Consider the following 26,902-nt stretch of genomic DNA (forward strand, 5'->3'; position numbering starts at 1 on the left):
TCATCCTGCAGCGCGCGCGCGAAGGCCTGTGGCCGATCTTCGCCCGCCTCGTGCCGGTGAAGGTGACCCGGCGCACGCTCGACGCCGCCGCCGAACCGCTGCCGAAGAAACCGCTGCCCGCGCGCGGGGAGGTGATCCTCGAAGCGAAGGAGGTCACGCGCAAGTTCGGCGGGCTGGTGGCCAACAACGCCATGAGCCTCACCGTCAAGGCGGGCGAGATCCTCGCCCTGATCGGCCCCAACGGCGCGGGCAAGAGCACCATGTTCAACCAGATCTCGGGCGTCGACACCCCGACCTCGGGCGAAGTGCTCTTCCTCGGCAAGCCCGTCGCCGGACGCGGCTCGCGCGAGATCGCCCGCATGGGCATGAGCCGCACCTTCCAGCACGTGAAGCTCTTGCCGACCATGAGCGTGCTCGAGAACGTCGCCATCGGCGCCCACATGCGCGGCGACAAGGGCGTGTTCCCCGCCGCCTGGCGCATGGACCGCGCCGAGGAAGCGCGTCTCCTCAACGAGGCGGCGCGCCAGATCGAGCGCGTGGGGCTGGCCGAGCACATGTTCGACGCCGCCGGCAGCCTCGCGCTGGGCCAGCAGCGCATCCTCGAGATTGCCCGCGCGCTCGCCGCGGATCCCTGCCTCTTGCTGCTCGACGAGCCGGCCGCGGGCCTGCGCTTCAAGGAGAAGCAGGCGCTCGCAGAGCTCCTCAGGAAGCTCAGGGGCGAAGGCATGGGGATTCTTCTCGTCGAGCACGACATGGACTTCGTCATGGGGCTCGTCGATCGCGTGGTCGTGATGGAGTTCGGCCAGAAGATCGCCGAAGGCCTGCCCGAGGAAGTGCAGCAGAACCCCGCGGTGCTCGAGGCCTATCTCGGAGGTGTGGAATGAACGGCATGAGCGTGGAGATGAATGTGATCGAGCAGACGATCGACGAGGCTGGCAAAAGCGCCCCCGGCACCCCGCGCGCGGTGCTCGAAGTGCGCGACCTGTGCGTCGCCTACGGCAAGGTCGAGGCCCTGTCGAACGCCAACATCCGCGTCGGCGAAGGCCAGATCGTCACCGTGATCGGCCCCAACGGCGCGGGCAAGACGACGATGCTCTCGGCGATCATGGGCCTGCTGGAATCGCGCGGGCAGGTCATCTTCGACGGCGAGGCCGAATACGTGCCGCGGGTCGAGCGCATGGTCGCGCGCGGCATGAACCTCGTGCCGGAAAAGCGCGAGCTCTTCGCCGAGATGAGCGTCGAGGACAACCTGCTGCTGGGCGCCTTCCAGCGCTACCGCATGGGCAAGCGCGACCACGCCGAGACGATGAAGGAGGTGTACCACCTCTTCCCGCGCCTCGAGGAACGCAAGGCGCAGCTCGCCGGCACGCTCTCCGGCGGCGAGCGCCAGATGCTGGCGGTGGGGCGCGCGCTGATGGCGAAGCCGAAGCTCCTGATGCTCGACGAACCGAGCCTCGGCTTGGCACCCCTGATCGTGCGCGAGATCTTCCGCATCATCGGCGAGCTGCGCCGGCGCGGGGTGTCGATCCTGCTCGTCGAGCAGAACGCGCGCGCCGCGCTGCAGGTGGCGGACTACGCCTACGTGCTGGAGACGGGCGAGATCTCGATGGAAGGCCCGGCCAGGCAGCTCGCCGATGATCCGCGCGTGATCGAGTCCTATCTGGGGCTGGGCGGGAAGCATCAGGCGATGCTGTCCACCTGAGCTCAGGGCGCTTCGTGTGCCGCGCGCCCGAGGCGAGCGCATGAAGCTCCGTAGGGCGGGAGGAACCGAAGGCCGAATTTGGCAACTGCGCCGCCATGCAACCCTCGGGGCGCATCACACGTCGTCCTGGCGGGATACGCTCCGCTCCTCCCGCCCTACGGGAGTACGTGCATTCAAGCTCAGCGTGTCGCCGGACACGCGGCGGGGATCAGCCGCGCGATCGGCCGCGCCGCAATGAAGGCACCCAGCGACACGCACACCAGCCCGGCGAGCAGCCAGCCGGTCAGCGCCTCGCCGAGCAGCGGCGCGGCCGCGACACCGGCGAGCACCGGCACCAGCGCGATCAGTGCGCCGACCCGTTCGGCGCCGAGCTTCTCGACCGCCTTCAGGAACAGCAGCATCGCGACGATGGTCGCCCCCACGCCCTGATACAGGCCCTGCAGCACCAGCGTCGACATCGGCACCGCGTCGAGCTGCTTGGGCAGCAACAGCAGGTACACCGGCAGGTAGATCAGCGCCGAGCTGAAGGCCACGAAGCGCGTCAGCAGCCACGGATGGAAGCCCCAGCGCTTGGCGAGCACGCTGTAGAAGGCCCACATCAGGGCCGACGCGAGCATCAGCGCGTCGCCCGCGAGCATTGCCGCCGACCAGGCGCTGCCGGCCATGTAGGACTGCGCGGCGAAGCCGACCCCCAGCGCGATGAAGGCGAGCCCGAAGGCGCGCTCGCGCGGCATTCGCTGGCGCGTCAGCAGCCATGCGACCGCAGCGACGAGGAAGGGCTGCATGCCCGGCAGCAGGATGCCGCCGTGTGCGGCCGGCACGAGCTTGAAGCCCGCATACACCAGCACGCCATAAAGCAGGCCGCCGATCATCCCCAGCGTCCACAGGCGCGCATCGCGCCACGACCCGCGCGGCAGGCTGCCGGCGAAGGGCAGCAGCAGGAGGGCGGCGACGCCCAGGCGCAGCGCGAGGATGTCGTGGCCCGTCAGCGCGCTCTTGCCGCCGAGGCGCGAGATGAGGATGAAACCCGTCCAGATCGCCACGGTGCCGGCGGCGGCGAGGTAGCCGATGGTCTGGTCCCGTCCGGTGCTCATGGGGTGCTCCCGAGTGCTGTTGGTACGACTGCAACGATATCGCTGGACAATGTTCGCGTAAAATGAATAATCGTGATTCAAAGCATTCCTGAGAGAGAACGATGGATCTCGACGACCTGACGATCTTCCGCACCGTCGTGCGCGAGGGCGGCATCACGCGCGCGGCCGAGAAGCTGCACCGCGTGCAGTCCAACGTCACGACGCGCATCCGTCAGCTGGAGGACAAGCTGGGCGTCGAGCTCTTCATCCGCGAGGGCCGGCGCCTGATCGTGTCGCCGTCCGGGCGCGTGCTGCTCGACTACGCCGACCGCCTGCTCGCCCTCGCCGACGAGGCACGCGCCGCGGTCAGCGACGGCACGCCGCGCGGGCGCCTGCGCTTCGGCTCGATGGAGAGCACCGCGGCGGCACGCCTGCCGGCGCTGCTCGCGCGCTTCCACGCGCAGTACCCGGAGGTGCAGCTGGAGCTGCGCACGGGACCGACCGGGCCGCTGATCGCCGAGGTCATCGACGGCCGGCTCGAATGCGCGCTGGTCAGCGGGCCGGTCGAGGACGCGCGCATCGCGAGCGTCCCGGCCTTCGACGAGGAACTCGTGCTCGTCGCACCCGCCGGCCACCCACCGATCGCCTCGCCGCGCGACTTGTGCGCCCGCACGCTGCTCACCTTCGAACCCGGCTGCGCCTATCGCCAGCGCCTGCAGGCCTGGCTCGCGTCGGGCGAGGTCGTGCCCGAGCGCGTCGTCGAGCTGTCCTCCTACCACGCGATGATCGGCTGCGTGGCGTCCGGGATGGGCGTCGCGCTGGTTCCGCGCAGCCTGCTGGCGATGCTGCCGGTCGAGGACAGCGTTTCGATCCATGCGCTGCCGCCCGAGTTCGCGCTCGCGCGCACGGTGCTGATCCATCGCAGCGGCGCGCCCGGCCCGACGGTGCGCGCGCTGGCCGAGCTGATCGGGCGCGGCTGAGATGGCGACCCTCTTCGGCGGCGCGTCGGCGTCCGCGCCGCCGCTCGGCACGCTGCGCCACCCGTGGCTGCTGGCGCTGGCCTTCGCCATCGCGTACCTGCTGCTCGACCGTGCGAGCTACCTGTACCCGATGCCGGACTTCAAGGTCACGCCGTGGAACCCGCAGCCCAGCCTTGCGATCGCCTTCCTGATGACGCTGGGCGGACGCTGGCTGTGGGTCGTGCTCGTGACGGTGGTGGTCGCGGAGATGACGATCCGCGACGTCGCCTCTCCCGCCGCGGCTTTCCTGATCGCGCTGGTGCTGTCGCTCGGCTACGCGGCGATCGCTGCGGCGCTGAAGGGACGGCTGCAGGGGCGGCTGCACGTGGCCGTGGCCCTGCGCCAGCGCGGCGACGTGCTGCGGCTCTTCGCCGTCGTCGCGGGGGGCAGCCTGCTGATCGGCGCGGCATATGTCGTCGCGGTCGCGCTGCTCAATGGCAGCGCGGTCGGCATGGGTGCGGCGTGGCTGCGCTTCTGGATCGGCGACACGGTGGGCATCGTCGTGTCCCTGCCGCTCATCCTCATGATGCTGGACGCCTCGCGCCGTGCGCAGGTGGCGATGCTGCTGCGCAATCCCGAGGTGCTGCTGCAGTTCGGCGCGATTCTCGCGAGCCTGTGGGTCGTGTTCGCGCTGCCCGCTGCGCAGCGCTTCAATTACTTCTACGTGCTCTTCCTGCCACTGGTGTGGACCGCCGCGCGCCACGGCATGGCGGGCACCGCGCCGGCGATGATCCTGCTGCAGGTGGGCGTCATCATCGGCATGGAGGCCTCGGGCATCAGCTCGCTGAGCGTGTTCGAACTGCAGGCGCTGCTGCTCGCTCTGGCGATGACCGGCTTCTTCGTCGCGGTGACGGTCGACGAGCGCCAGCGCATCTCCGACGACCTGCGCCGCACCCTGAAGCTCGCCGCCGCGGGCGAGATGGCCGCGGCGATCACGCACGAGCTCAACCAGCCGCTGACCGCGCTGAACAACTACGCGCGCGCCTGCAGCCTGATCCTCGAGTCCGATTCGCCCGCCGCGCGCGACGCCCTGCCCGCGACGCTGGAGCGCATCTCGGCCGAGGCGCGTCGCGCAGGTGACGTGATCCGCCGCCTGCGCGACCTCTTCAAGGGGGGCGTCGAGGGGCGCGAACCGGTCGACGTCGGCGCGGTCGCCGCGGCGATGGTGGAGTCCTTCCGGCGTCACGCGGGCAGCGTCCAATTTCGCCTCGAACGGCCCGCGGCGCAGATATTGGCGCAGGCCGACCCCCTGCAGGTCGAGCTCGTACTGCGGAATCTGCTGCAAAATGCGGTCGATGCGCTCGCGACGATGCCCGACGGGACAATCGTCGTGCGCGTCGGCGCGGACGAGGAGCGGCTGCGCGTGGAGGTCGAGGACACCGGGCCCGGCATCCCGCCCGAGCGCGTGCTGACGGTGTTCGAACCCTTCGGCAGCGACAAGGCCAACGGCATGGGCGTGGGCCTGCCGATCAGCCGCGCGATCGTCGAGTCGCACGGCGGCCAGTTGGTCGCGGAGCCCGGACCCGGCGGCCGCATCCACTTCACGCTGCCGCGACTGAAGGACTGAGCATGGACAACGACCAGCGCCTGTGCGTGTTCCTCATCGACGACGATGCCGCGGTGCGCGACTCGCTGTCGCTGCTGCTGGGCGTGCGCGGCTACGCTACGCGCGTGTTCGACAGCGCCGACGCCTTCCTGCACGCAGCGGGCGAGGGCGGGGAAGGCTGGGCCGGCTGCGTGCTCACCGACATCCGCATGCCCGGCCTGTCCGGCCTCGACCTGCAGCGCGTCGCGGCCGAACGCGGCATGCCGCTGCCCTTCGTCGTGATGAGCGCGCACGGCGATGCCGCCGTCGCGCGCCAGGCCTTCCGCCAGGCCGCAATCGACTTTCTCGAGAAGCCTTTCGACGACGCCGACCTCTTCGCTGCGATCGAGCAGGCCTTTGCCCGCGAACGCGAGCGGCTGGCCTCGACGAACCGGGAACGTACGGTCAGCGGGCGGCTCGCCTCGCTCACCGAGCGCGAACGGGAAGTCTGCGACCTGATGGTGCAGGGCCTGTCGAACCACGAGATCGCCGCGCGCCTGGGCATCAGCCATCGCACTGCGCAGGTGCACCGCGGCCGCGTGATGCAGAAGATGGAAGCCGAGTCGCTCGCAGCCCTGATCGCCGCCTGCCGCGCGGCCTGAAGCCCGCCCGCGCCGCGGGCGCATACGCCAATCCGCGTACGCGTCCTGTCCAATTTTCGGGGGCTCCCGCCGTCGCTAAGCTGACGGAACAAGGAGAGTTTTCCCGATGGCGAAAATCTCGCTCCTGATCTATCCGGAGCTCCACCGCATTCCGCCGCGCGAGCGCGACGCTGCCTTGGGCAGTGCGCGCGAGACGCCGTTCGACGGCCTCGAGCTGGCCGCGATCGCGCTCGGCCTCGCGCTCACCGCGGGTGCGACGCGCTATGTGGTATTCGACGGCCTGACCCACCGGATCGAGGCCTTCCTCGCCAACTTCCTCCTTGCCGTGCCGCTGCTCGCCGTGCTCGCCGGCCCCTTCTTCGTCCGGCGCACGCGGCGCGGGCTGCAGCATTACCTGAGAACACACCCGTCACGGGGACTACAAGAAAGAGGAGCACAAGGGCAATGACCGAGGCGACGACCGTACAGGTCCTGGCGGCCGGCCTGTTCGCGCTGGCCATCATCCACACCTTTTCGACCAAGTTCTTCGAGCAGCTCGCGCACCGCCACCCGGCGCATGCCGGCGTGTTCCACCTGCTCGGCGAGGTCGAGGTCGTGTTCGGCTTCTGGGCGATGGTGCTGATCGTCGCGATGGGCTTCCTCGCCGGCCGCACGGAGGCGATCGCCTATCTCGACAGCCGCAACTTCACCGAGCCGATGTTCGTGTTCGCGATCATGGTGATCGCCGGCAGCCGTCCGATCCTGCGCTTCGCGCTCGCGCTCGTGCGCATGGCGGCGAACTTCCTGCCGCTGCACCAGAACGTCGCCTTCTACTTCATCACGATGGCCCTCGTGCCGTTGCTCGGCTCCTTCATCACCGAGCCGGCGGCGATGACGCTCGCGGCGCTGATCCTGCGCGACAAGTTCTTCGCCCACGGCATCTCCAACCGACTCAAGTACGCCACGATCGGCACGCTGTTCGTGAATATCTCGATCGGCGGCACCCTCACGCCCTTCGCTGCGCCGCCGGTGCTGATGGTGGCCGGCACCTGGGGCTGGGACGTCTGGTTCATGATCGCGAACTTCGGCTGGAAGGCGGCCATCGCGGTGTTCTTCAACGGCATGGTCGTGACCATGGTGTTCCGCCCGGAACTCGCCGCGCTCGACACCGGCAGCGCGAAGAGCGCCGAGCGCATGCCGATGCCCATCGTCGTGATCCACCTGCTGTTCCTTGCCGGCGTCGTCGCCTTCGCCCACCACCCGGCCGTGTTCATGGGCCTGCTGCTGTTCTTCCTCGGCTTCACGACCGCCTACAAGCGCTACCAGGACCGCCTGATCCTGCGCGAAGGCCTGCTCGTCGCCTTCTTCCTCGCCGGCCTGGTGGTGCTCGGCGGGCAGCAGCAATGGTGGCTGCAGCCGCTCCTGACCGGCATGGATGCGACGACCGTGTATTTCGGCGCGACCGCACTCACCGCCGTCACCGACAACGCCGCGCTGACCTACCTCGGCTCGCTGGTGCAGGGCCTGTCGCCGGAATTCAAGTACGCGCTGGTCGCCGGCGCAGTGACCGGCGGCGGCCTCACGATCATCGCCAACGCGCCCAACCCGGCGGGTTTCGCGATCCTGCGCGGGCATTTCACCGATGAAGCGATCCATCCGGTCGGCCTGCTGCTGTCCGCGCTGCCGCCGACCCTGGTCGCAATCGTCGCCTTCCAGGTCCTGTAAGGAAGACCGCCATGAGCACGTTCGACGAAATCCTGCAGTGGTTCGAGGCCCTGCCCGCGAGCTTCGCCTTCCTGCTCGCGCTGCCCTTCGTGATCGCCTTCGTCAGCCTGCTGAAGGATGCAGTCGAGCGGCGCGGCGGCAAGGAAGGGCGCCGCGGCGGCGAGAAAGGCCGGCCCGGCCGCCACGGCGAGCTGAAGATCCTGCTGTAGGCGTCCGCGCCTCAGGCGGGCGCCTCCCCGAGCAGCGCCTCGTACAGCGCGAGGTCGCCCGCCGAGAAGCAGCAGAAGACCACTTCGGCGATCGCCGGCAGCGCCGCGACCGCCTCGCGCACCGTCGCGACCGCGATGCGCGCCGCCTCGTCCTTGGGGTAGGCATACACGCCGGTACTGATGCCGGGGAAGGCTACGGTCGCCGCCCCGTTCGCCGCCGCGACTTCGAGCGAGCGCCGGTAGCACGACGCCAGCAGCGCCGCCTCGCCGCGCGTGCCGCCGTGCCATACCGGGCCGACGGTGTGGATCACGAAACGCGCCGGCAATCGGTAGCCGTGCGTGAGCTTCGCCTCCCCGGTCGGACAGCCGCCCAGCCCGCGGCATTCGTTCAGCAGTTCGGGGCCCGCCGCGCGGTGGATCGCCCCATCGACGCCGCCCCCGCCCAGCAGCGAGGAATTCGCGGCATTGACGATGGCGTCGACGGGCAGGGTCGTGATGTCGGCCTGGAGGGCGCGGAGCGTGGCGGTCATGATGGCGGTCTCCCTGGGCACGGCGCGGTGCACCTGCTGGAAGACTAGTCCGCCGGTCCGCCGACAGGCAAGCCGCATCTGGGCGAATGCATCGTGAATACCGCGTTGCAATGAACTGTAACGCTCCCGCACGGAATCTTGAGCCGCTCCTCACGGAATGTTCACGCGCCGGCCGCGAGAATGCGCCGCGTGTGCTGAACACATATCCATTCCAATTCGCAGGAGCTTACCCATGCAAGTCCGTCACCTCGTCCTCGCCGCCACGACCCTGTGCCTTGGCAGTGCCGCCTTCGCCGGCCCGCAATGCACCGAGGCACCCAAGTCGTCCTGGCTCAGCGAAGAGGCGATGAAGCAGAAGATCGCCGCCGACGGCTACACCGTCGACAAGTTCAAGGTCACGTCGGGCAACTGCTACGAGATCTACGGCAAGGATAAGGAGGGCAAGAGGGCCGAGGTGTACTTCAACCCCGTCGACGGCAGCGTCGTCAAGGCCAAGCAGGGCTGAAGCGCGGCGTGCGGGAGACGGCCATGCATGGCGAACGTATCCGCGTGTGGGACCTTCCCGTGCGCGTGTTCCACTGGGGTCTGGTGGCGACGTTCGCCATTGCCTGGCTCACGTCGGAGGACGCCGAGGCGCCGCACCATTGGGCGGGCTACGTCGCCTTCGGCCTGCTCGCGTTCCGCGTCGCGTGGGGCTTCGTCGGTAGCCGCCACGCGCGCTTCGCGGACTTCGTGCCGCGTCCGGCCGAGCTGCGCGCCTATGTCGGCAAGCTCGTGCGCGGGCGTGAGCCGCGCCACCTCGGCCACAACCCGGCCGCGGCGGTGATGATCCTGTTCCTGATGGCGATGGTCGCACTGATCGGCACGACCGGCTGGCTGATGACCACCGACTGGGGCTGGGGCAGCGAGGCCCTCGAGGAACTGCACGAGGGCGCCGTAAACGCCACCCTGCTCGCGCTGGTGGTGCACGTCGCCGCGGCGGTGTTCGAGAGCCTGCGCCACCGCGAGAATCTCGTGCGCGCGATGATCACCGGCTACAAGCGTCCCTGACGGGACCTGCGGCCGCGGGCAAAGGGCGGCGCCGGGAGCGATTCCGGCGCCGCCTGCCCTTGCCCGTGCTTCAGCCGTTGCTCGGGAAGGCGAACTGCGCCTTCTCGATGCCGGCCACCGCCCAGCGCTGCGTCATCGTCTTGCGCCGCGTGTAGAAGCGCACCGCATCCGGCCCGTACGCATACAGGTCGCCGAACAGGGAGCGCTTCCAGCCGCCGAAGCTCTGGCACGCCACTGGCACCGGCAGCGGCACGTTCACGCCGACCATGCCGACCTGCACCGTGTCGGTGAAATGGCGCGCGACCGCGCCGTCGCGGGTGAACACGCAGGTGCCGTTGCCGAACTCGTGCGCGTCGATGAGGCGGATCGCCTCGTCGAGGCTCCTCACGCGCACCACCGCGAGCACCGGCCCGAAGATCTCCTCGCGATACACGCGCATCGACGGCACGACGTGGTCGAGGAGCGTGCCGCCGAGGAAGAAGCCCTTCTCGTGTCCCGGCACCTTCAGCGTGCGCCCGTCGACGACGAGCTGCGCCCCTTCCTCGGCGCCGAGGTCGATGTATCCCTTCACCTTGTCGCGATGCGCCCCGGTCACCAGCGGGCCCATGTCCAGCCCGTGTTGCCTGCCGTTGCCGATGCGCAGTTCCTCGACCTTGGGTTTCAGGCGTGCGACCAGTTCGTCGCCCACCGCGTCGCCGACCGCGACTGCCACCGAGATCGCCATGCAGCGCTCGCCGCAGGAACCGTAGGCCGCGCCCATGATCGCGTTCACCGCGTTGTCGAGGTCCGCGTCGGGCATCACCACCGCGTGGTTCTTCGCCCCGCCCAGCGCCTGCACGCGCTTGCCGTGCGCGGTGCCGGTCGTGTAGATGTACTCGGCGATCGGCGTCGAGCCGACGAAGCTCACCGCCTGCACGCGCGGATCGGTCAAGAGCGTGTCGACGGCCTCCTTGTCGCCATTGACGACGTTGAACACGCCCGCCGGCAGACCCGCCTCGGTCAGCAGTTCGGCCAGCAGCATCGACGCCGACGGATCCTTCTCCGAGGGTTTCAGCACGAAGGTGTTGCCGCAGGCGATCGCCATCGGGAACATCCACATCGGCACCATCGCCGGGAAGTTGAACGGCGTGATGCCGGCGACCACGCCCAGTGGCGGGAATTCCGACCACGAGTCGATGTCCGGGCCGACGTCGCGGCTGTGCTCGCCTTTCAGGAACTCGGGCGCGCCGCAGGCGTATTCGACCACCTCGATGCCGCGCGCGAGCTCGCCGTGCGCGTCCTCCCACACCTTGCCGTGTTCCTCGACGATCGCCGCGACGATGCGATCGGCGTTGCGCTCGAGCAGCTCCTTGAACTTGAACAGCACGCGTGCGCGCTTGAGCGGCGGCGTCTTGCGCCATGCGGGGAAGGCGGCCGCGGCCGCCGCGATCGCCTGCTCGACGGTGGCTTTCGACGCCATTGCGACCTGGCGCACGGGATGGCCGAGGGCAGGGTTGCAGACGGGCTGCGCGCGGTTGTCGTCGGCGACGCGGGCGCCGCCGATGTAGTGTCCGAGGGTTTCCATGTTGCCGTTTGTCTCTCTCGTCATTGGGTGGTCGGTCATTAATGTCAGGCTGTGGCGCGGATCGCCTGTCGTACGGTGTCGAAGATGCGGCCCAGCTCGTCGGGCGTCGAGTCGAGGAAGGGCGAGAATTGCAGCACGTCGCCGCCGTTGCGGATCACCACGCCGGCCTCGAAGCACTTCAGGAAGACCTCGAAGCCGCGCGCGCCGACCGCCCCCTCGCGCGGCGCGAGCTCGACGCCGCCCATGAGGCCGATGTTGCGGATATCGACGATCTTGGGTTCCCCCCGCAGCGAATGGATCATTTCCTCGAACACAGGTTCCACGGCGCGCGCACGCGCGAAGCTGTCCTCCTCGCGATAGGTGGCGAGAGTCGCCAGTCCCGCGGCGGCCGCAAGCGGATGGCCGGAGTAGGTGTAGCCGTGAAAAAGTTCGACCACGTGTTCCGGGCCCTGCATCAGCGCCTCGTAGAGCGTGTCGCGCACGATCACCGCGCCCATCGGCACGACGCCGTTCGTGAGCCCCTTCGCGGTCGTGATGATGTCCGGCGTCACGCCGAAGCGCGTCGCTGCGAAGGGCGCGCCGACGCGGCCGAAGGCGGTGATCACCTCGTCGAAGATCAGCAGGATGCCGTACTTGTCGCAGATCTCGCGTAGCCGCTGCAGATAGCCGATCGGCGGCACGAGGATGCCGGTCGAGCCCGCGACCGGCTCGACGATCACGGCGGCGATGTTGGAGGCGTCATGCAGCGCGCACAGGCGCTCGAGGTCCTCGGCGAGCGCCGCGCCCCACGCCGGCTGACCCTTCGAGAACGCCATGTCGGCCACGCTGTAGGTGTGGCGAAGGTGATCGACGCCGGGCAGCAGCGCCGCGCTGAACACCTTGCGGTTGCCCGGGATGCCACCCACCGACAGGCCGCCGAAGTTCACGCCGTGGTAGCCGCGTTCGCGCCCGATCAGCCGCGTGCGCTGGCCTTCGCCGCGCGCACGGTGGTAGGCGAGCGCGATCTTCAGCGCCGTGTCGGCCGACTCCGACCCGGAGTTGGTGAAGAACACCTTGTTCATCCCGTCCGGCGCCAGCGCCGCGACCTCGCGCGCCAGGGCGATGGCCTTGTCGTTGGTGACCTGGAAGCCCATCGCGTAGTCGAGCGTGGCGACCTGCTCCTGCACCGCCGCGACGATCTTCGGATGGCAGTGGCCGAGGCCCGAGGTCCACAGCCCCGAGAAACCGTCGAGCAGTTGCCTCCCGTCTTCGGTCGTGTAGTAGTGCCCGCGCGCGCCGGTGATGATGCGCGGCGATTTCCAGAACGCGCGGTTCGCAGTGAAGGGCAGCCAGAAGGCCTGGTCGTGGGACATGCGGGGCTCCGATGGATGGCACGGTGCAGCAGGAAGGCGTTCTGCCGGGGCGTCTACGTGGGAGCGGCTTCAGCCGCGAATCGGCGGGTGCTGCATGGCGCGGCCCATTCGCGGCTGAAGCCGCTCCCGCCGAAGCGCAAAGTGCTGCGGCGGGTTGTCTAGTCTGGATCTTATGAGGATTAATGAGTGCAAAAAACTACAGAAGACGTACGTAAAGTTGCGCATTAGTGAAACAATTGCCCCATGAAACCCCGTGCCCTCCTTGCCAGCCTCGCCGAAGCCGACCTGCGCCTGCTGCGCGTGTTCATCGCGATCGCCGAATCCGGCGGCCTCGCCGCGGCCGAGCTGCGTCTGAATATCAGCCGCTCGGTCATCAGCCGTCACCTCAAGGACCTCGAACTGCGCCTCGGGGTGCGCCTGTGCGAGCGCGGTCGCGGCGGTTTCGCGCTCAGCGAGGAAGGGCAGGTCGTGCTGGAGGCCGCGCGGCGCCTGCTCGCGCAGATCGAGGCCTTCCGCGCCGAGGTCGCCGAGCTGCATGCGGGCATGCGCGGCGAGCTCAACCTCGTGATGTTCGACAAGATCGTCTCCAATCCCGGATGCCGCCTCGCCGAGGCGATCGCGATCTTCGGCGCCGAGGCGCCGGCGGTGTCGCTCAACGTCTTCGTCGCCGGCAGCAGCGAGATCGAGAAGGGGCTCCTCGAGGGCCGTTTCCACCTTGCGGTGCATCCTTTCCATCGAGCGAGCGACAGCTTCACCTCGGTGCACCTCTTCGACGAGCACCTGCCGCTCTACGCCGCGCCCCACCACTCGCTCGTCGCGTGCGGGCGCGTGCCGTCCGACGACGAGCTGCGTCGCGCCGCCTTCGTCGGCCTCGGCTACCACTCCCCGAACATGGAAAGCTTCTGGCGCTTGGGCCTGCAGCCGGCGGCGCGGGCCTTCGAGCAGGAGGCGAGCGTGCTGCTGATCCGCTCGGGGCGCTACGTCGGCTTCCTGCCGGACCACTACGCGCAGGCCTTCGAGGCGCGCGGTGAAATCGTGCGCATTCCGTCCGAAACCCTGCGCTATTCGTGCGAATGGCAGGTTTCGATCGCACGCACGCCCCCTCCGGGGCGAGTTGCACGGCGTTTAATGGAGATTCTTGTCGCCCTGCATGCCCGTGAGGCCATGGCCAGGGGCTGAAATCGCAGCAGTGGAGCGAGTTTCGGCCCGATTTTCCGGTGAAAACGCCAATTGCAGGCAAGGCGGCCCGCCGTCGGGTTTCGCCTGATTCGCGTTTGCCCTGATTCCCGACCCGTCGCACGGCATTCGAAAATGTGTCCATGGCATCGAAACATGCTTCGGAATTTGTATCGTTGACGTGGATGAATGCCCCGCAAGCCGCGACAATGCTAGAATCCGGCCGTTAGATGTGCAGCACCGAACAACTCACACACCAATCGAGGTAAAGCATGAACAAAGGTGAATTCGTCGAAGCCCTGGCCGATCGTCTGGATGTCTCGCGTGCGCAGGCCGACCGTGCCCTGTCCGCCGTGCTCGACATCATCGCCGAGCGCATGGCCGCCGGCGAGAAAGTGTCGTTCACGGGCTTCGGCTCCTTCGAGGTGTCCGAGCGCGCCGAGCGTACCGGCCGCAACCCGCAGACCGGCGCTTCGATCAAGATCGCCGCTTCGCGCGTGCCGAAGTTCTCGGCCGGCGCGACGCTGAAGGGCGCTGTGAACGGCAACTGATCCCGCCTTCGGCAGCACCAGATCGGGGCCCGACGCCTGCAGGCGTCGGGCCTTTTTGCTTTTTTTCTTTCCCGGAGCCGGAAAATCGGCTACCATTGCGTCCGTTGTGCAATGCAGCAGTCGGTGTATTTTCAGGTCTTAACTCGCGGAACAGGATTCCGCGGACCCAGCCGAGGGACTGTATCCACAGCCCCATCGCCCCCGACCCTCCCGTCGAACTCCTCTCGTTCTCCTGATCGATAGGCATCGCGAATGCCGGTTGGTGCCGATGCGCGGTCGCATCCGTCGTAGTGGTTTGTCCCACGTTCGATGGTATCCGACCGGCCCAAGCCCATCGCGCGCTTGCCGCCACCGCGTCCCCCGTGGACGGTGCGATGCCTTTTCATTGGCCCGGATAACCGGGCCAGATCCCGTTGCGACCACCCGTTGCCGCGGAAAAACAGGAAGAACCCATGACGTTCAACGAACTCGGTCTCAACGAACTGCTGCTCAAGGCCATCGAGACTACCGGCTACACCGTCCCCACCGAAGTGCAGGTCAAGGCGATCCCCGCCGCGCTCTCCGGTGCCGACCTGATGGTGTCGTCGCACACCGGCAGCGGCAAGACCGCCGCCTTCACGCTGCCCAGCCTGTCGCGCATCGTCGAGCGCAAGCCTGCGCCCGGCGCCGGTCCGCGCATCCTCGTGCTGACCCCGACGCGCGAACTCGCGCTGCAGGTCGAGAAGGCCGTGAAGACCTACGGCCGCCACCTGCGCTGGCTCAACACCGCCTGCCTCGTCGGCGGCGCCCCCTTCTTCGCCCAGGTGAAGCAGCTGTCGCGTCCGGTCGACGTCGTCGTCGCCACACCGGGCCGCCTCATCGACCACCTCACGCGCCGCAAGATCAAGCTGTCGGATGTCGAGACCCTGGTGCTCGACGAAGCCGACCGCATGCTCGACATGGGCTTCGTCGAAGACATCGAAACCATCGTCGCCGCGACCCCGGCTTCGCGCCAGACCCTGCTGTTCTCGGCGACGCTGGACGGCGTGGTCGGCAACCTCGCGAGCAAGATGCAGCGCAACCCGCAGCGCATCGAGATCGCCCCGACGGTCGAGAACCGCGGCAACATCGAGCAGCGCCTGATGATGGCCGACAACCTCGTGCACAAGACGCGTCTGCTCGAATCCCTGCTGGGAACGGACGGGCTGCAGCAGGCCGTGGTGTTCACCGCGACCAAGAAGAGCGCGGAGGAAGTCTCCCTGTCGCTGCAGGAAAAGGGCTTCGCCGCCGCTGCGCTGCACGGCGACATGCACCAGACCGCGCGCAACCGCACGCTGGACAAGCTGCGCCAGGGCCGCATCGGCGTGCTCGTCGCGACCGACGTCGCCGCGCGCGGCATCGACGTCGCCGGCATCAGCCACGTCATCAACTTCGACCCGCCGCGCCAGGTCGAGGACTACGTGCACCGCATCGGCCGCACCGGCCGCGCCGGCCGCGACGGTATTGCGATCACGATGTCGGGCCCGCGCGAGATGGGCATCATCCGCGCGATCGAACGCTTCACCGGCAAGCGCATGGACGTGCACGTCATCGAAGGCCTGGAGCCGACGGCGCGTCCGACTTCGCCGCGTCGCCCGGGTGGCGGCAAGCCGGGCTACGGCGGCGGCCGTCCCTCCGGCGGTTCCTCGTGGAGCCGCGATTCGCGTGATTCCCGTCCGGGCGCCGGCAAGGGCTGGTCGTCGGAAGGGCGTGACGGCAACCGCGGCGGCTTCGGCCGTGACGAGCGCGCCGGCGCCCCGCAGGAGCGTCCCGCCTTCGGTCGCAGCGAACCGCGCAGCTTCGGCGACCGCAGCGCCTTCCCGCGGGATGACCGCGCGCCCCGCCGCGAAGGCTCGCGCGACGGCGCCCGTTTCGGCGGCGACCGTCCGGAAGGCGCCCGCCGTCCGCGCCCGGCTTTCCGCGACTGATTGATGATGTCGGCCCCCGCACGCGCGGGGGCGCGATGAAGAAGAAGGCCCGGGTCGTGCAGCGATGCACGCCCGGGCCTTCTGCCTTGACAGGCGGGCATGCCGGACTGATGAAATGAAAAACGGGCCGCGCAGGCCCGTTCGGTGCTCAGCCGTTCGGCCGCGTCTTCAGGACTTCGCGTCCTTCGCGGCGCTCACCTCGACCGCGCGCAGCTTCGCCGCGAGCTTGTCGAGCACGCCGTTCACGAAGCGGTGGCCTTCGGTGCCGCCGTAGCTCTTCGCGAGCTCGATCGCCTCGTTGATGATGACGCGGTAGGGCGTGTCGAGGCTGTTCTTCAGCTCCTGCGTCGCGAGCAGCAGGATCGCACGCTCGACCGGCGAGAGTTCGTCGACCGAACGGTGGATGAAGGGGATGAACTCCTCCTGCAGCGCCTCGACGTTGGCCAGCGTGCCACGTAGCAGACTGACGAAAAGCTCGCGGTCGGCCTTGTCGAAGCCGGTGACCTGGGCGACGTGGTCCTCGATCACGGGGACGGAGTTGCCCGACAGCAGCCACTGGTAGATGCCCTGCAGGGCGAATTCGCGCGCGCGGCGCCGTGCTGCCTTGCCGCTCATTTGAGCATCCGCAGCAGGCGGGCCATCTCGACGGCGGTGCGTGCGCAGTCGCTGCCTTTCTCCTGCATCCGTGCCAGCGCCTGGTCGTCGTCCTCGGTGGTGAGCACGCCGTTGGCGATCGGCAGCCCGGTGTCGAGGCCGATGCGGGTGATGCCTGCGCCCATCTCGTTCGACACCAGCTCGAAGTGGTAGGTCTCGCCGCGGATCACCGCGCCGAGCGCGATCAGCGCATCGTAGCGGCCGCTGCGCGCCATGGCCTGCAGCGTGAGCGGGATTTCCAGCGCGCCGGGAACGGTGGCGATGCGGATCAGGTCGGGCGCCACGCCGAGGCGCTGCAGCTCGGCGGTGCAGGCCGACAGCAGGCCTTCGCACACGTCCTGGTTGAAGCGGCTCATGACGATGCCGATGCGCAGGCCGTGGCCGTTCAGATCGGGCTCGAATTCGGGGATGTTGTCGTAACGGGCCATGTTCGGTTCTTTCAAAAACGGATAAGCCGGAAATCCGCAGGACTTCCGGCGCGGTAAAACGTCGAGGGTACCACCTCAGACCGGATCGACGAAGCCCGTGATCTCCAGGCCGAAGCCGGCCATGCTCGGAATCTTGCGCGGGCTCGAGAGCAGGCGCATCTTGCCGACCTTGAGGTCGCGCAGGATCTGGGCGCCGACGCCGAACAGGCGCGCGTCCCATTTCGGCGGCTGGTAACCCTCGCCGGTCAGGCTGGCGAGCAGCTCGGTGCCCGATTGCGGGCGGTACAGCAGCACGATCACGCCCTGCTCGGCCTGCGCGAGGCGGGCGAGCGAGAGGTTCACCGGGAAGGTGTGGTGGCCGCTCTCGGAGTCGAGGAAGTCGACCACCGAGATCGGTTCATGCACGCGCACGAGGGTCTCGCGTTCCGGGCGGATATCGCCCTTGGTCAGCGCGAAATGGACTTCGCCGGTGGTCTTGTCCTCGAACGCGAACAGGCGGAAGCGCCCATGCGGCGTCTCGACGTCCTTCTCGGCGACGCGCTTGATCAGGTGCTCGTTCGAGGAACGGTACTGGATCAGGTCGCGGATGGCGCCGATCTTGAGGCCGTGTTCCTTGGCGAACTCGACGAGGTCGGGCAGTCGCGCCATCGTGCCGTCGTCCTTGAGGATCTCGCAGATCACCGCGGCAGGTTCGAGCCCGGCCAGCGCGGCGAGGTCGCAGCCGGCTTCGGTGTGGCCAGCGCGGATCAGCACGCCGCCGTTCTGCGCCATCAGCGGGAAGATGTGGCCGGGCTGGACGATGTCGGTGGGCTTGGCGTTGCGCGCGACCGCGGCTTCCACCGTGCGCGAGCGGTCGTGCGCGGAGATGCCGGTGGTGACACCCTCGGCGGCCTCGATCGAGGTCGTGAAGGCGGTGCCGTGCGGCGAGCGGTTGTCGCGCACCATCAGGTGCAGGTCGAGCTGGCGGCAGCGCGCTTCGGTCAGCGTCAGGCAGATCAGGCCGCGGCCGAACTTCGCCATGAAGTTGATCGCCTCGGGGGTGACGTGCTCGGCGGCGAGCACGAGGTCGCCCTCGTTCTCGCGGTCTTCCTCGTCGACCAGCACGACCATGCGGCCGGCGCGGATTTCCTCGACGATTTCGGTGATGGGGGACAGTGCGGTCATTGTGCGGATTCCTCGCGCCAGGCGAGCAGGCGTTCGCAGTAGCGGGCGATCAGGTCGATCTCGAGATTCACGCGGCTGCCGGCCGCGAGGTGCTTGAGATTGGTGACCGCGACGGTGTGCGGGATCAGGTTGATTGAAAATTCGGTGCCTTCGACGCGGTTCACGGTGAGGCTCACGCCATTCACCGTGATCGAGCCCTTGCGCGCGATGTAGCCGGCGAGCGCGGCCGGGGCGCGGATCACGAGGTCGTGGCTCTCGCCCACGGGGACGAAGCGCACGACTTCCCCGACGCCGTCGACGTGGCCGGTGACGAGGTGGCCGCCGAGGCGGTCCGCGAGGCGCAGCGCCTTCTCGAGATTGACCTCGTTGCCGGCTTGGTCGAGCCCAGCCGTGCAGTTGAGGGTCTCGCGCGACACGTCGAACTGCACGCGCGGGCCGTCGATCGCGATGACGGTGAGGCATACGCCGCTATTGGCGATGCTGTCGCCGAGCTGCACGTCGGAGAGGTCGAGGTCGGCGACGTTGACCGTCAGGCGGACGCCGTCCTGCAGGGGATCGATGCGTTCGATTCGGCCGCAGGCGGCCACGATTCCGGAGAACATTTCTAGTGGGCGGGCGAGTGGTGGAGCGCCAATTGTAGGCGAAGTGCAAGCAAATGCGGTCGCTTCGCCGCCGTAATCCGCGGCAATCGCACGAATTCGGGCGTGGCAGCGGGCAGTCGCGGCGGGAGCAAGCATGTGGGAGCGGCTTCAGCCGCGAATGGGCCGTGCAGCCAGCGACACCGCCTCTTCGCGGCTGAAGCCGCTCCCACAAGGGAAAACGCCGCCGAATCGCGGCTGCGGCCTGACCGTTACCGCAGTGCGCGGTCGAGCACTTCGCCGAAGGCCTCCGCCTTCATGAAGCCGACGACGCGCAGGCCGTCGCGTTCCTTGCCGGCACGGTCGAAGAAGATCGTGCCCGGCGGCCCGAACAGGTTGAAGCGCTTGAGCAGGGCCTTGTCGTCGTCGTTGTTGGCGGTGACGTCGGCCTTCAGCAGCAGCATGCGGCCCATGCGCGCGGCGACGTTCGGGTCGGTGAAGGTGAAGCGCTCCATCTCCTTGCACGAGACGCACCAGTCGGCATAGAAGTCGAGCATCACCGGACGGTCGGCGGAGGCGAGGCGGGCGTCGAGCTCGGCGATCGAGGCGACCTTCTCGAAGCGCGGCAGTTCGGCCGCGTTGGCGGTCGTGGCCTGCGCGCGCAGCACCGCGAGCGGCTGCAGCGGGTCGCGCGAGCCGGCCAGTGCGCCGATCAGCATCGCCGCGCCGCCGATCAGCAGCACGACGCCGACGCCCTTCCAGAAGCGCTGCCAACCCTTGGCGTGCGGCGGCAGCGGGTCGATCGCATGCAGGAAGATGCCGGAGAACACCAGCAATGCGGCCCACGCGAGCATGGGCAGCAGCGGCGGCACGACCGGCGTGAGCAGCCATACGGCGACGGCCAGCAGCATCACGCCGAAGGCCTTCTTGACGCCCTCCATCCACGCGCCGGCGCGCGGCAGCACCGTGCGCGCGGCGACGCCGACGGCGAGGAGTGGGGCGCCCATGCCCAGCGCCATCGCAAAGAGTGCGGCACCCCCGAGCGCGGCGTTGCCGGTCTGTGCGATGTAGAGCAGCGCGCCGGCAAGCGGGGCGGCGACGCAGGGGCCGACGATGAGCGCCGACAGCACCCCCATCACCGCCACGCCGCCGAGGTTGCCGCCCTGCTGGTGGCTGGCGGTGGACGACAGGCGGCTCTGCAGCGCCGTCGGCAACTGCAGCTCGTAGAAGCCGAACATCGACAGCGACAACAGCACGAACACCAGCGCGAAGGCGCCCAGCACCCAGGCGTTCTGCAGCGCGGCGGCCAGCATCGTGCCCGAGAGCCCTGCGGCGACGCCGGCGGCGGCGTAGGTGATGGCCATGCCCAGCACGTACACCAGCGACAGCACGAAGGCGCGTCCGCGCGAGATGTGGTGGCCGTGGCCGACGATGATGCCCGACAGGATGGGGATCATCGGAAACATGCAGGGGGTGAAGGCGAGCAGCAGTCCGAAGCCGAAGAAGCTCAGCAGCACCAGCGGGCCGCTGGCGTCGCGCAGCAGGCCGGCGATGCGTCCGCTCTCGTCGTCGGAGACGCCGCTGCCACCGCTCGCGGCGGCCGCCTGCGCGGGCTTGTCGTCGCGTCCGAGCAGGCCGTCGAGGAAGTTGCCGCCGGTCTTCACCGGCTTGGCGAGAAGATCGATGTCGGCGGTCTGCTCGTTGGGCGGGTAGCAGATGCCGCCATCCCAGCAGCCCTGCACGCTGCCGAGCAGGCGGAACTTCGTCGTGCCTTCCGGCGCGCTGACCGGCAGCAGGATCTTCACTTCCTTGCGGTAGGTCTCGACCTGGCCGAAGAAGTCGTCCTTCGTGACCTTGCCCGCGGGGCGCTGCGGCGTGCCGAAGGTGACGGTGTCGGGATCGGCGCGGAAGCGGAATTTGTCGGCGTAGAGGTAGTAGTCGCCCGCGATCTTGACAGTGACCTCGACCGTCTGCGGGTCGAGCGCCTGTGCGGAGAGCACGAAGGCTTCCTCCGGGCGCATCGGCGTCCCGGTGACGGTGCCGGCGGCGTTGGCGGGAGCGGAGAGCGCGAGCAGGCTCGCGAGCAGGGCAATCAGGGACAGGATGCGGTGCATGGGGGCGTCGGCGTTGCGCGGTGGCGCGGTTGTAGGGCGCAATTGTAGGTTGGGTGGGGCGAGCGGCCTTCGATGTGGATCAAGACTTGTGTCGTGCGCGCTCAGGACGCGGTCGAGCCTGCATCGTCGTCGTTGTCGGGCAATGGCGCAGTCTCCGCGGCGACCCAGTCGAGGTAGCCGGGCAGGCCTCGCATGACAGGGACCGCGATGATTTCCGGAAGTTCGTAGGGATGGTTCTCGCGGATCGCCGCCTCGAGTTCCGCGTAGCGCACGGGTGTGGTCTTGATCAGGAGGGGGACTTCGGCCGCGGTCTCGGTCTTGTCCTGCCAGCGATACACCGAGCGGCAGGGCGCGAGGATGTTCACGCAGGCCGCCAGGCGGCGCTCGACCAGCAGCGCGGCGAGGGCGTCGGCGCAGGCGGCGTCGGGGCAGTTGGTGAGGACGACGATCGCTTCGGTCATCGCGGGGTTCTCCGCATGGGCAACCGGCGGATTGTCCCAGACTCGGGCGCTTCGCGCATGTGCGGCCGGGTTCTGCCCGAGGCTGCGGCGCGCTATGCTGGGACTTTCATGCGAGTTCCGCGCCGATGACCATCCGCCCCGATCCTGCCGCGCTCGCCCGCTGGCCAGACGTTCCCGCCTGCTACGACTGGCTGTCGCTCGACCGCCGCGGCACATGGCGGCTGCGCGGCGAGGCGGTCGAGCACGCGGGGCTGGCGGGCTTCCTCAACGCGAACTATGGCCGCGACGAGTCGGGCAACTGGCTCGTGCACAACGGGCCGCAGCGGGTGTACGTGGCGCTGGAATACACCCCCTGGGTGTTGCGCCTGCATCCGGATGGTCGTCTCACGACACATACCGGGGCCGGGGTCGCAGCCGTCGCGCGGGCGTGCCTGGACGAGGAGGGCAATGTGCTGCTGGATACGGATCTCGGCGCCGGCCTGCTCGACGACCGCGACCTCGCGGCCTTCCTGGCCGAATGCCGTCTCGCGGACGGCAGCGTGGCCGACGACGAGGCGCTGCTCGCGGTGATGGCGGGCGGTTCGGGGGAGGGGGCGCAGGCGAGATCGCAAGTGAGCTGGCGGAACCTGCCGCTGCAGGCCGTCGAACGTGCCGCGGTGGCGGAGCGCTTCGGTTTCCGCGCGCGGCCCGCGCCCTGAACCGGAGTCCGGGCGATGGTGTCGGCGAGTTTCCGCTTCTACGAGGAACTCAACGATTTCCTCGTCCCGGCAAACCGCTACCGCGACGTCACGGTGCCGTGCGCGCGTGCCGCGACGGTCAAGCACATGATCGAGGCGTTGGGGGTGCCGCACACCGAGGTCGAGCTGGTGCTGGTCAATGGCGAGTCGGTGGGCTTCGACCGACTGCTGGACGAGGGCGACCGCGTGTCGGTCTATCCGCGCTTCGAGACCTTCGACATCACGCCGCTGCTGCGCGTGCGCGAACATCCGCTGCGCGTCATGCGCTTCGTCGCCGACGCCCACCTCGGCGGCCTCGCGCGGCTGCTGCGCATGACGGGCTTCGACACGCTGTACGACAACAACTTCGCCGACGAGGACATCGAGGCGATCGCGGCCCACGACGGGCGCGTCGTGCTCACGCGCGACCGCGAGCTGCTCAAGCGGCGCACGATCACGCATGGCTGCTACGTGCATGCGCTGAAGCCGGAGCTGCAGTTCGCGGAGATCCTCGCGCGCCTGGATCTCGCCCGCAGCGCCCGGCCCTTCACGCTGTGCCTCGCGTGCAACGCGCCGCTGCATGCGATCGACAAGGCGAGCGTGGCGCACCTGCTGCCCGAGGGTGTGCGCGAGCGCCACACGCGTTTCAGCACCTGCGACGTGTGCCGGCGGGTGTTCTGGGAGGGGACGCACTGGGTGAAGATGCAGGCGCTGCTCGGGCGTCTGCTGCCCGAGCGCTGACGGCAGCGATCGGCGCCCCGTGCGTGCTGGTGGTATGGCAAACGTCGGTGGAAAAATGCCCGCCGCGATGGAATATCCCGGTTTCGCGAACGGTTTACTCCGATATAGAGTTGCGTCTACCTGCGGTGTGCCGGCCCGTTACGGTGCCGGATTCCGGCGCGCGAGGGGCATGCCCTTGCGTCGGGCCGCGGGGAAGCAAAGGAAGGTGAAGCCCATGCTCCTGACAGACCTCCCTGCCGGCGTCGATACGCTGGTGCGCTACGGCGAGCTTCTTTCCGGGCTCGATATCGGAATCCTGTCGCATTCGTCGGACGGCATCGTCGAGTACGCGAACGATGCCGCGCGCAACTGGCTCGGTGTCGGGGGCTTGTCCGGGCTGGGACTGGACAACACGTGGTCCCTGCTCGATGCCGACGGCGAACACCTCGCGCTGTCGCAGCTTCCGGCGGTGCAGGCATTATGCGCGGGCAGGCCGGTCATCGGGCGCGTCGTCGGACGCCTGCTGGGGGGGGAGTTGCACCTCCTGCGCATGGATGCGATCCTCATCCCAAGCTTCGATGGCCGCCTCGAGCGTGTCGTGACGGCGTTCCGGGATGTCAGTGCCGGGCGGCAGGCGCTGGGGAGTGGCGTCGCCGGCGCGATTTCCGAATAGCTGCCGGCGGCTCAGCGCCTGGCCGGCCGCGCGAGCGGAACGAGCACGTCCTGGGCCGTGTAGCGCGCCATGAACACCTGCTCGGGACCGAGGGCGTCGTGGCGCTCGGGAGTGAATGGCCGCCCGTAGTGGCGCACCAGGCCCGAATAGGCGGGGAGCTTTTCCAACGCATCGCGCACCTTGGCGCGGTCCGTCGACCCCGCGCGCGCGATCGCCCGCGCCAGCAAGTGGGTCAGGTCATAGGCGTGGGCCACCCCCACCGGTGCGCGGACCTGTTCGGCGCCGGCGATGCCGTAGCGGGCCTTCAGCGCCGCGAGCACTCGCCTCGCCGCAGGCGTGTCCTGGCCGATGAAGCTGAAGGTCTGGACAACCGCGAAATCGACCTCGTCGAGCGCCGGGCCTGCCAGCTCGGCGAATGCTCCCCCGGTGACGCCCCAGTGGCTGACGATAGGCAGCCGCTCGGCGGGCGGCCGTGCGGCCACCTCGCGCACCAGCAGCGCGCCTTCGGTCTCGTTGGCGACGAGGATGATCACCTGGGCGCCGGCTGCGCGCAGGCTGCGATACTGTTCCAGCAGCGACTGGTCGCCCCAGTTGTACCAGTGTTCGCCGACGATGCTGACGCCGGCCGATGTCGCCGCGGTGACGAGGGCGTTGCGGTTGCTGCGTCCCCAGCCGGTGTTGGGCAGGAGGATGCCGATGCGGCTCGCGCCGCGATCCTTGCGCGCGAAGTTCAGCATCGCCGGTGCCGCCCACGCGTCCTTGAGCGACAGGCGGAAGCTGTAACCGGGGCGGTAGGTATTCTCGGTGATGGGATCGGCGGAGCCCCAGGGGTCGAGCAGCAGCACGCCAAGCTCGTGCGCGACCGGCAGCCATTCGAGAAACACGGGGCTGAACTTGCCGCCGAAGACGCCCACGAGGTCGGGCATGGCGGCGAGTTCGCGCAGGTTCTCGACGCCGACGGCCGGCAGCCCGCGGTTGTCGCGCGTCACCAGCGCGAGTTTGCGCCCGCCCAGTACGCCCCCCGCAGCGTTGATTTCCTCGATCGCGATCTCGATACCCTGCTGGATGGCCTGTGCCGACGTGCTGGTCTTGTGGCCGAACTCGGCGTCGAGGCCGATGAGGACGGGGGTTTGTCCGGCCGCGGGGGCGGAAACGAGGCTTGCGAGCAGTGCGAGCGCGGCGAACAGTGCTGCCAGGTTCTTGGAAAACATCGGGACGGGAGCCAATGCGCCGCTGCGGGCGTGGTCGGAAGTGCGGCCATTGTCACCGTCCGGCGAGCGTTCTGGCAACCCGATCGGGGTCAGCGCGCGAACCCGGCACGGCGGCCCCGGGCCGACGCGGGGCGAGGGGCTGCGCCGCGGGGTCGGGTCTATCCCGGCAGGGCCAGGATGCTCGACTTGCGGAACTCATCGCTGGGGAACACGCGGCCGCTCAGCATGGTGTTGAAGATGTGGTCGAAGACCACGCCCGGTTCGCCCTTCTTCTCGCCGGAGCGGAAGTAGGAGTGGCCCTTGGGCGGGTCGTAGTGGGTGTTCACGTCGTCGCAGTCGATCGCATAGACGTTCTTCGGCGTGCGGTCCATGTCCTCGGGCCCGGTGTGGCCGAGGCGGCGCGAGGCTTCGGCGTTGCGCAGGTTGGAGACCTTGCTCGCGCGCAGCGCGAGGTCGTCCGAGGCGTAATACACGACGACGTTGCGCGAGGCGTGGCAGATCAGTTCGCCCGGTTCGCCGCGGTGCAGCGACTCGTTGACGACATCGGCGGCGACCAGGAAGGTGTTGCGGAACAGCAGCGGCAGGCCCTGCGGCTGGTCGTAGCGGCGCCAGTTGGCGAGCGTCTGGCGCAGCACGCGGTTGCCCATCGAGTGCGCCAGCACGTTGATGCGCTTGAGGCAGGGGTCGTCCTCGGGGTTGTATTCGGTCGAGGCGCGCCATTCCATGAACTTCTGGAACATGCGCGCGAGGGCGAAGGCGCTCTGGTCGGCGGCCTTCTGGTCGTCCCAGTAATCCTTGACGATGCCGAGGTCGTTGTCGCACGGCCAGATCACCGGCACGACCAGCACTTCGCCGGCCTTCTTCTTGTTGCACAGGCTCTGGAATTCCTCGACGTTCTTGAACACCGTCTCGGGCAGGTTCGAGAAGCCGTGGATGTAGAGCAGCACCTGGCGATGCTTCGACTCCTTGATCGCACTGAGCAGGGCCTTGCTGCCGATCTCCTCGTAGCTGTCCTTCTTCTTGCGCCGGCAGCAGTAGAAGGCGCGGCTGGAGGCGTTGTTGCCGAGGTCGAAGACGAAGTTCGGGTTGAGCTCGGGCTCGGTGTTGTGGGTCGGCATTCTGCTGGTGATGAACAGCATGGCATGTCCTCCGCGTCGGGATGGCGTGCCGGTGCGGGCGTCACCCTTCAGGCATGCTGCGGAGCCTCGCCCGGCATGCATTGATGGTAGGCGAGGATCATGCGAAAGCAAGCCGGCGCGGCCGTCCCCCGCGTGCGCCGTGGCGCAGGGGGAGGCTCGTCGCGGGTCAGCGTGCTGCGGACGGCAGGGCCTCGCGGCTGACCATCACTTCGGTCGCGACGAGATAGTAGACGACGCCCTTGGGGTCGATCGTGCGGATCAGGATCGGGAGGCCGAAGTGGTCGGTCGCGAGCCACACGTCGGTCATCTCGCGTGCGCTGCCGTAGCGTGCGCGGACGTGGCGGGCACGCCAGCCCTGCCCGAAGGGCAGATGTACGGTCTCCTCGCCGATCGTCTCGAGCTGGAAGCTGCGCAGCGCGCCACCTGCGGTGACGGGCAGCGAGCCGCCGGCCGCGGCGCCGGGGTAGCCGAGCTGGTAGAGCAGCGACAGGCTGTCCTGCGCGTTGTCGGGCAGGCTGTCCGTGGTGCCGGCGCTGCGGAATTCGCCGGTCTTGCGGTCGAGCTCGGCGAGGACTTCGCCGGGGCGCCCGTCCTCGCGTTCGGTGAAGCGTTCGGGGCGCAGCCCGGCCTCGGTGATCCGGCCGGTGCTCTCGCGCAGCTTGCGCCCCGGGCGGAACCACGGGATCGCGGCGACGGTGGTCGGCTCGACGAGCTCGGAGATGCGGTAGCTGCCGTCGTCGGCGACTACCCACTGGTGGGTCGCCTTGCCCATGGGGAGTTGCTTCTCGCCCATCAGTGCCAGGTAGGTGATGCGGCCGGCCCGCGGCCAGGCCTGGCCGCCGCTGCCGGCGACCGGCGTGGCTTCGGCCGGCAGCGCCTGCTCGTCGGCCGCGGATGGGGCGGGGGGCGTTGTCTCGACGTCCGCAGCGGCTTCGGGGGCCGCTTCGGCAGGCGGTTCGGGGGCCGGTTCAGGCTCGGGGA

At 68.9% G+C, this 26,902-nt stretch carries 29 protein-coding genes; 16 read left to right on the forward strand and 13 right to left on the reverse strand.

Going from position 1 to position 26,902, the window contains the following annotated elements; genetic code table 11:
* Nucleotides 1-884 (forward strand): ABC transporter ATP-binding protein (locus tag GO615_RS23680; RefSeq protein WP_169132345.1); only part of this gene is annotated, 884 nt, incomplete at its 5' end.
* A gap of 17 nt (nt 885-901) precedes the next feature.
* Entirely contained in the window at nt 902-1,702 is an 801-nt protein-coding gene (locus tag GO615_RS23685) for an ABC transporter ATP-binding protein (RefSeq protein WP_407281143.1), read from the forward strand.
* A 179-nt stretch (nt 1,703-1,881) separates the two neighbouring features.
* Here GO615_RS23685 and GO615_RS23690 read toward each other — a convergent pair whose 3' ends face one another.
* Nucleotides 1,882-2,796, reverse strand: a complete 915-nt coding sequence (locus GO615_RS23690) for a DMT family transporter (RefSeq protein ID WP_169132346.1) — start codon at nt 2,794-2,796, stop codon at nt 1,882-1,884.
* 101 nt (nt 2,797-2,897) lie between these two features.
* Between GO615_RS23690 and GO615_RS23695 the strand changes: the two genes are divergently transcribed.
* The 6 genes from GO615_RS23695 (at nt 2,898) to GO615_RS23720 (ending at nt 7,894) form a co-directional block, all read left to right on the forward strand.
* Entirely contained in the window at nt 2,898-3,755 is an 858-nt protein-coding gene (locus GO615_RS23695) for a LysR family transcriptional regulator (protein WP_169132347.1), read from the forward strand.
* Nucleotide 3,756: 1 nt separating this feature from the next.
* The gene (locus GO615_RS23700) at nt 3,757-5,361 is read left to right on the forward strand and encodes a sensor histidine kinase (protein ID WP_169132348.1); all 1,605 of its coding nucleotides are present in this window, start codon (nt 3,757-3,759) and stop codon (nt 5,359-5,361) included.
* A gap of 2 nt (nt 5,362-5,363) precedes the next feature.
* On the forward strand, nt 5,364-5,981 hold the full coding sequence (locus GO615_RS23705; RefSeq protein ID WP_169132349.1) for a response regulator transcription factor: 618 nt from the start codon (nt 5,364-5,366) through the stop codon (nt 5,979-5,981).
* A 106-nt stretch (nt 5,982-6,087) separates the two neighbouring features.
* Nucleotides 6,088-6,429, forward strand: coding sequence for a hypothetical protein (locus GO615_RS23710; protein WP_169132350.1), 342 nt, complete (start codon nt 6,088-6,090; stop codon nt 6,427-6,429).
* Nucleotides 6,426-7,685: a putative Na+/H+ antiporter gene (locus tag GO615_RS23715; protein ID WP_169132351.1), complete on the forward strand. Its 1,260-nt coding sequence runs from the start codon at nt 6,426-6,428 to the stop codon at nt 7,683-7,685. Before GO615_RS23710 ends, GO615_RS23715 begins: the two co-directional genes overlap by 4 nt.
* Nucleotides 7,686-7,696: 11 nt before the next feature.
* The gene (locus GO615_RS23720; protein ID WP_169132352.1) at nt 7,697-7,894 is read left to right on the forward strand and encodes a hypothetical protein; all 198 of its coding nucleotides are present in this window, start codon (nt 7,697-7,699) and stop codon (nt 7,892-7,894) included.
* Between the two features lie 11 nt (nt 7,895-7,905).
* Here GO615_RS23720 and GO615_RS23725 read toward each other — a convergent pair whose 3' ends face one another.
* The gene (locus GO615_RS23725) at nt 7,906-8,424 is read right to left on the reverse strand and encodes an O-acetyl-ADP-ribose deacetylase (RefSeq protein ID WP_169132353.1); all 519 of its coding nucleotides are present in this window, start codon (nt 8,422-8,424) and stop codon (nt 7,906-7,908) included.
* Nucleotides 8,425-8,656: 232 nt separating this feature from the next.
* On the opposite strand from GO615_RS23725, the gene GO615_RS23730 reads away from it, so the two are divergent.
* A complete protein-coding gene (locus GO615_RS23730) occupies nt 8,657-8,929 on the forward strand; it encodes a PepSY domain-containing protein (RefSeq protein ID WP_169132354.1) in 273 nt (90 codons plus the stop codon).
* 23 nt (nt 8,930-8,952) lie between these two features.
* Entirely contained in the window at nt 8,953-9,474 is a 522-nt protein-coding gene (locus GO615_RS23735; RefSeq protein WP_169132355.1) for a cytochrome b/b6 domain-containing protein, read from the forward strand.
* Nucleotides 9,475-9,544: 70 nt separating this feature from the next.
* Here GO615_RS23735 and GO615_RS23740 read toward each other — a convergent pair whose 3' ends face one another.
* Both GO615_RS23740 and aptA read right to left on the reverse strand, forming a co-directional pair.
* A complete protein-coding gene (locus GO615_RS23740; RefSeq protein ID WP_281358749.1) occupies nt 9,545-11,062 on the reverse strand; it encodes a CoA-acylating methylmalonate-semialdehyde dehydrogenase in 1,518 nt (505 codons plus the stop codon).
* Nucleotides 11,063-11,082: 20 nt separating this feature from the next.
* The gene (gene aptA / locus GO615_RS23745) at nt 11,083-12,390 is read right to left on the reverse strand and encodes an omega-aminotransferase AptA (RefSeq protein ID WP_169132356.1); all 1,308 of its coding nucleotides are present in this window, start codon (nt 12,388-12,390) and stop codon (nt 11,083-11,085) included.
* Nucleotides 12,391-12,633: 243 nt separating this feature from the next.
* Here aptA and GO615_RS23750 point away from each other — a divergent pair, with 243 nt between their 5' ends.
* From GO615_RS23750 to GO615_RS23760, 3 genes are all read left to right on the forward strand, one after another.
* Entirely contained in the window at nt 12,634-13,569 is a 936-nt protein-coding gene (locus GO615_RS23750; protein ID WP_169132357.1) for a LysR family transcriptional regulator, read from the forward strand.
* Between the two features lie 269 nt (nt 13,570-13,838).
* Nucleotides 13,839-14,117, forward strand: coding sequence for an HU family DNA-binding protein (locus GO615_RS23755; protein ID WP_018992615.1), 279 nt, complete (start codon nt 13,839-13,841; stop codon nt 14,115-14,117).
* Between the two features lie 452 nt (nt 14,118-14,569).
* Nucleotides 14,570-16,063 carry a DEAD/DEAH box helicase gene (locus GO615_RS23760; RefSeq protein WP_169132358.1) on the forward strand — a complete coding sequence of 498 codons (1,494 nt, stop codon included), beginning with the start codon at nt 14,570-14,572 and terminating at the stop codon, nt 16,061-16,063.
* Nucleotides 16,064-16,231: 168 nt separating this feature from the next.
* Here GO615_RS23760 and nusB read toward each other — a convergent pair whose 3' ends face one another.
* From nusB to cutA, 6 genes are all read right to left on the reverse strand, one after another.
* Nucleotides 16,232-16,678 carry a transcription antitermination factor NusB gene (gene nusB / locus GO615_RS23765; RefSeq protein ID WP_169132359.1) on the reverse strand — a complete coding sequence of 149 codons (447 nt, stop codon included), beginning with the start codon at nt 16,676-16,678 and terminating at the stop codon, nt 16,232-16,234.
* Complete coding sequence (ribH, locus tag GO615_RS23770) at nt 16,675-17,145, reverse strand: 6,7-dimethyl-8-ribityllumazine synthase (RefSeq protein ID WP_169132360.1); 471 nt, start codon at nt 17,143-17,145, stop codon at nt 16,675-16,677. Before ribH ends, nusB begins: the two co-directional genes overlap by 4 nt.
* A 75-nt stretch (nt 17,146-17,220) precedes the next feature.
* Nucleotides 17,221-18,309, reverse strand: coding sequence for a bifunctional 3,4-dihydroxy-2-butanone-4-phosphate synthase/GTP cyclohydrolase II (gene ribBA, locus GO615_RS23775; RefSeq protein WP_169132361.1), 1,089 nt, complete (start codon nt 18,307-18,309; stop codon nt 17,221-17,223).
* Nucleotides 18,306-18,911, reverse strand: a complete 606-nt coding sequence (locus GO615_RS23780; RefSeq protein ID WP_169132362.1) for a riboflavin synthase — start codon at nt 18,909-18,911, stop codon at nt 18,306-18,308. Before GO615_RS23780 ends, ribBA begins: the two co-directional genes overlap by 4 nt.
* 248 nt (nt 18,912-19,159) lie before the next feature.
* A complete protein-coding gene (dsbD, locus tag GO615_RS23785; RefSeq protein WP_169132363.1) occupies nt 19,160-21,001 on the reverse strand; it encodes a protein-disulfide reductase DsbD in 1,842 nt (613 codons plus the stop codon).
* 101 nt (nt 21,002-21,102) lie between these two features.
* Nucleotides 21,103-21,462: a divalent-cation tolerance protein CutA gene (cutA, locus tag GO615_RS23790; protein WP_169132364.1), complete on the reverse strand. Its 360-nt coding sequence runs from the start codon at nt 21,460-21,462 to the stop codon at nt 21,103-21,105.
* 125 nt (nt 21,463-21,587) lie between these two features.
* On the opposite strand from cutA, the gene GO615_RS23795 reads away from it, so the two are divergent.
* From GO615_RS23795 to GO615_RS23805, 3 genes are all read left to right on the forward strand, one after another.
* Entirely contained in the window at nt 21,588-22,160 is a 573-nt protein-coding gene (locus GO615_RS23795; protein WP_169132365.1) for a DUF2946 family protein, read from the forward strand.
* Between the two features lie 15 nt (nt 22,161-22,175).
* Nucleotides 22,176-22,919 (forward strand): Mut7-C RNAse domain-containing protein, encoded by a 744-nt coding sequence (locus tag GO615_RS23800; protein ID WP_169132366.1) that lies wholly within the window; start codon nt 22,176-22,178, stop codon nt 22,917-22,919.
* Nucleotides 22,920-23,133: 214 nt separating this feature from the next.
* Nucleotides 23,134-23,571 carry a PAS domain-containing protein gene (locus GO615_RS23805; protein WP_169132367.1) on the forward strand — a complete coding sequence of 146 codons (438 nt, stop codon included), beginning with the start codon at nt 23,134-23,136 and terminating at the stop codon, nt 23,569-23,571.
* An 11-nt stretch (nt 23,572-23,582) separates the two neighbouring features.
* Here the strand turns inward: GO615_RS23805 and GO615_RS23810 are convergent, their stop codons facing one another.
* The 3 genes from GO615_RS23810 to GO615_RS23820 form a co-directional block, all read right to left on the reverse strand.
* Nucleotides 23,583-24,782: an ABC transporter substrate-binding protein gene (locus tag GO615_RS23810; protein ID WP_169132368.1), complete on the reverse strand. Its 1,200-nt coding sequence runs from the start codon at nt 24,780-24,782 to the stop codon at nt 23,583-23,585.
* A gap of 158 nt (nt 24,783-24,940) precedes the next feature.
* Nucleotides 24,941-25,921 (reverse strand): alpha/beta hydrolase, encoded by a 981-nt coding sequence (locus GO615_RS23815; RefSeq protein WP_169132369.1) that lies wholly within the window; start codon nt 25,919-25,921, stop codon nt 24,941-24,943.
* 166 nt (nt 25,922-26,087) lie between these two features.
* The coding region (locus tag GO615_RS23820) for a DUF3108 domain-containing protein (RefSeq protein WP_169132370.1) at nt 26,088-26,902 on the reverse strand (815 nt) is incomplete at its 5' end.

This window comes from Aromatoleum evansii, from assembly GCF_012910805.1.
GTDB classification, from domain to species: Bacteria; Pseudomonadota; Gammaproteobacteria; order Burkholderiales; family Rhodocyclaceae; genus Aromatoleum; species Aromatoleum evansii.

Coding starts and splice junctions, on each gene's coding strand:
- GO615_RS23710 (WP_169132350.1), top strand. CDS start 6,088: ATGGCGAAAATCTCGCTCCTGATCTATCCGGAGCTCCACCGCATTCCG.
- cutA (WP_169132364.1), bottom strand. CDS start 21,462: ATGACCGAAGCGATCGTCGTCCTCACCAACTGCCCCGACGCCGCCTGC.
- GO615_RS23730 (WP_169132354.1), top strand. CDS start 8,657: ATGCAAGTCCGTCACCTCGTCCTCGCCGCCACGACCCTGTGCCTTGGC.
- GO615_RS23800 (WP_169132366.1), top strand. CDS start 22,176: ATGGTGTCGGCGAGTTTCCGCTTCTACGAGGAACTCAACGATTTCCTC.
- GO615_RS23720 (WP_169132352.1), top strand. CDS start 7,697: ATGAGCACGTTCGACGAAATCCTGCAGTGGTTCGAGGCCCTGCCCGCG.
- GO615_RS23700 (WP_169132348.1), top strand. CDS start 3,757: ATGGCGACCCTCTTCGGCGGCGCGTCGGCGTCCGCGCCGCCGCTCGGC.
- GO615_RS23795 (WP_169132365.1), top strand. CDS start 21,588: ATGACCATCCGCCCCGATCCTGCCGCGCTCGCCCGCTGGCCAGACGTT.
- aptA (WP_169132356.1), bottom strand. CDS start 12,390: ATGTCCCACGACCAGGCCTTCTGGCTGCCCTTCACTGCGAACCGCGCG.
- GO615_RS23815 (WP_169132369.1), bottom strand. CDS start 25,921: ATGCTGTTCATCACCAGCAGAATGCCGACCCACAACACCGAGCCCGAG.
- GO615_RS23755 (WP_018992615.1), top strand. CDS start 13,839: ATGAACAAAGGTGAATTCGTCGAAGCCCTGGCCGATCGTCTGGATGTC.
- GO615_RS23725 (WP_169132353.1), bottom strand. CDS start 8,424: ATGACCGCCACGCTCCGCGCCCTCCAGGCCGACATCACGACCCTGCCC.
- GO615_RS23695 (WP_169132347.1), top strand. CDS start 2,898: ATGGATCTCGACGACCTGACGATCTTCCGCACCGTCGTGCGCGAGGGC.
- GO615_RS23715 (WP_169132351.1), top strand. CDS start 6,426: ATGACCGAGGCGACGACCGTACAGGTCCTGGCGGCCGGCCTGTTCGCG.
- ribH (WP_169132360.1), bottom strand. CDS start 17,145: ATGGCCCGTTACGACAACATCCCCGAATTCGAGCCCGATCTGAACGGC.
- GO615_RS23780 (WP_169132362.1), bottom strand. CDS start 18,911: ATGTTCTCCGGAATCGTGGCCGCCTGCGGCCGAATCGAACGCATCGAT.
- GO615_RS23760 (WP_169132358.1), top strand. CDS start 14,570: ATGACGTTCAACGAACTCGGTCTCAACGAACTGCTGCTCAAGGCCATC.
- nusB (WP_169132359.1), bottom strand. CDS start 16,678: ATGAGCGGCAAGGCAGCACGGCGCCGCGCGCGCGAATTCGCCCTGCAG.
- GO615_RS23740 (WP_281358749.1), bottom strand. CDS start 11,062: ATGACGAGAGAGACAAACGGCAACATGGAAACCCTCGGACACTACATC.
- GO615_RS23705 (WP_169132349.1), top strand. CDS start 5,364: ATGGACAACGACCAGCGCCTGTGCGTGTTCCTCATCGACGACGATGCC.
- GO615_RS23810 (WP_169132368.1), bottom strand. CDS start 24,782: ATGTTTTCCAAGAACCTGGCAGCACTGTTCGCCGCGCTCGCACTGCTC.
- GO615_RS23685 (WP_407281143.1), top strand. CDS start 902: ATGAATGTGATCGAGCAGACGATCGACGAGGCTGGCAAAAGCGCCCCC.
- GO615_RS23690 (WP_169132346.1), bottom strand. CDS start 2,796: ATGAGCACCGGACGGGACCAGACCATCGGCTACCTCGCCGCCGCCGGC.
- GO615_RS23805 (WP_169132367.1), top strand. CDS start 23,134: ATGCTCCTGACAGACCTCCCTGCCGGCGTCGATACGCTGGTGCGCTAC.
- dsbD (WP_169132363.1), bottom strand. CDS start 21,001: ATGCACCGCATCCTGTCCCTGATTGCCCTGCTCGCGAGCCTGCTCGCG.
- GO615_RS23750 (WP_169132357.1), top strand. CDS start 12,634: ATGAAACCCCGTGCCCTCCTTGCCAGCCTCGCCGAAGCCGACCTGCGC.
- GO615_RS23735 (WP_169132355.1), top strand. CDS start 8,953: ATGCATGGCGAACGTATCCGCGTGTGGGACCTTCCCGTGCGCGTGTTC.
- ribBA (WP_169132361.1), bottom strand. CDS start 18,309: ATGACCGCACTGTCCCCCATCACCGAAATCGTCGAGGAAATCCGCGCC.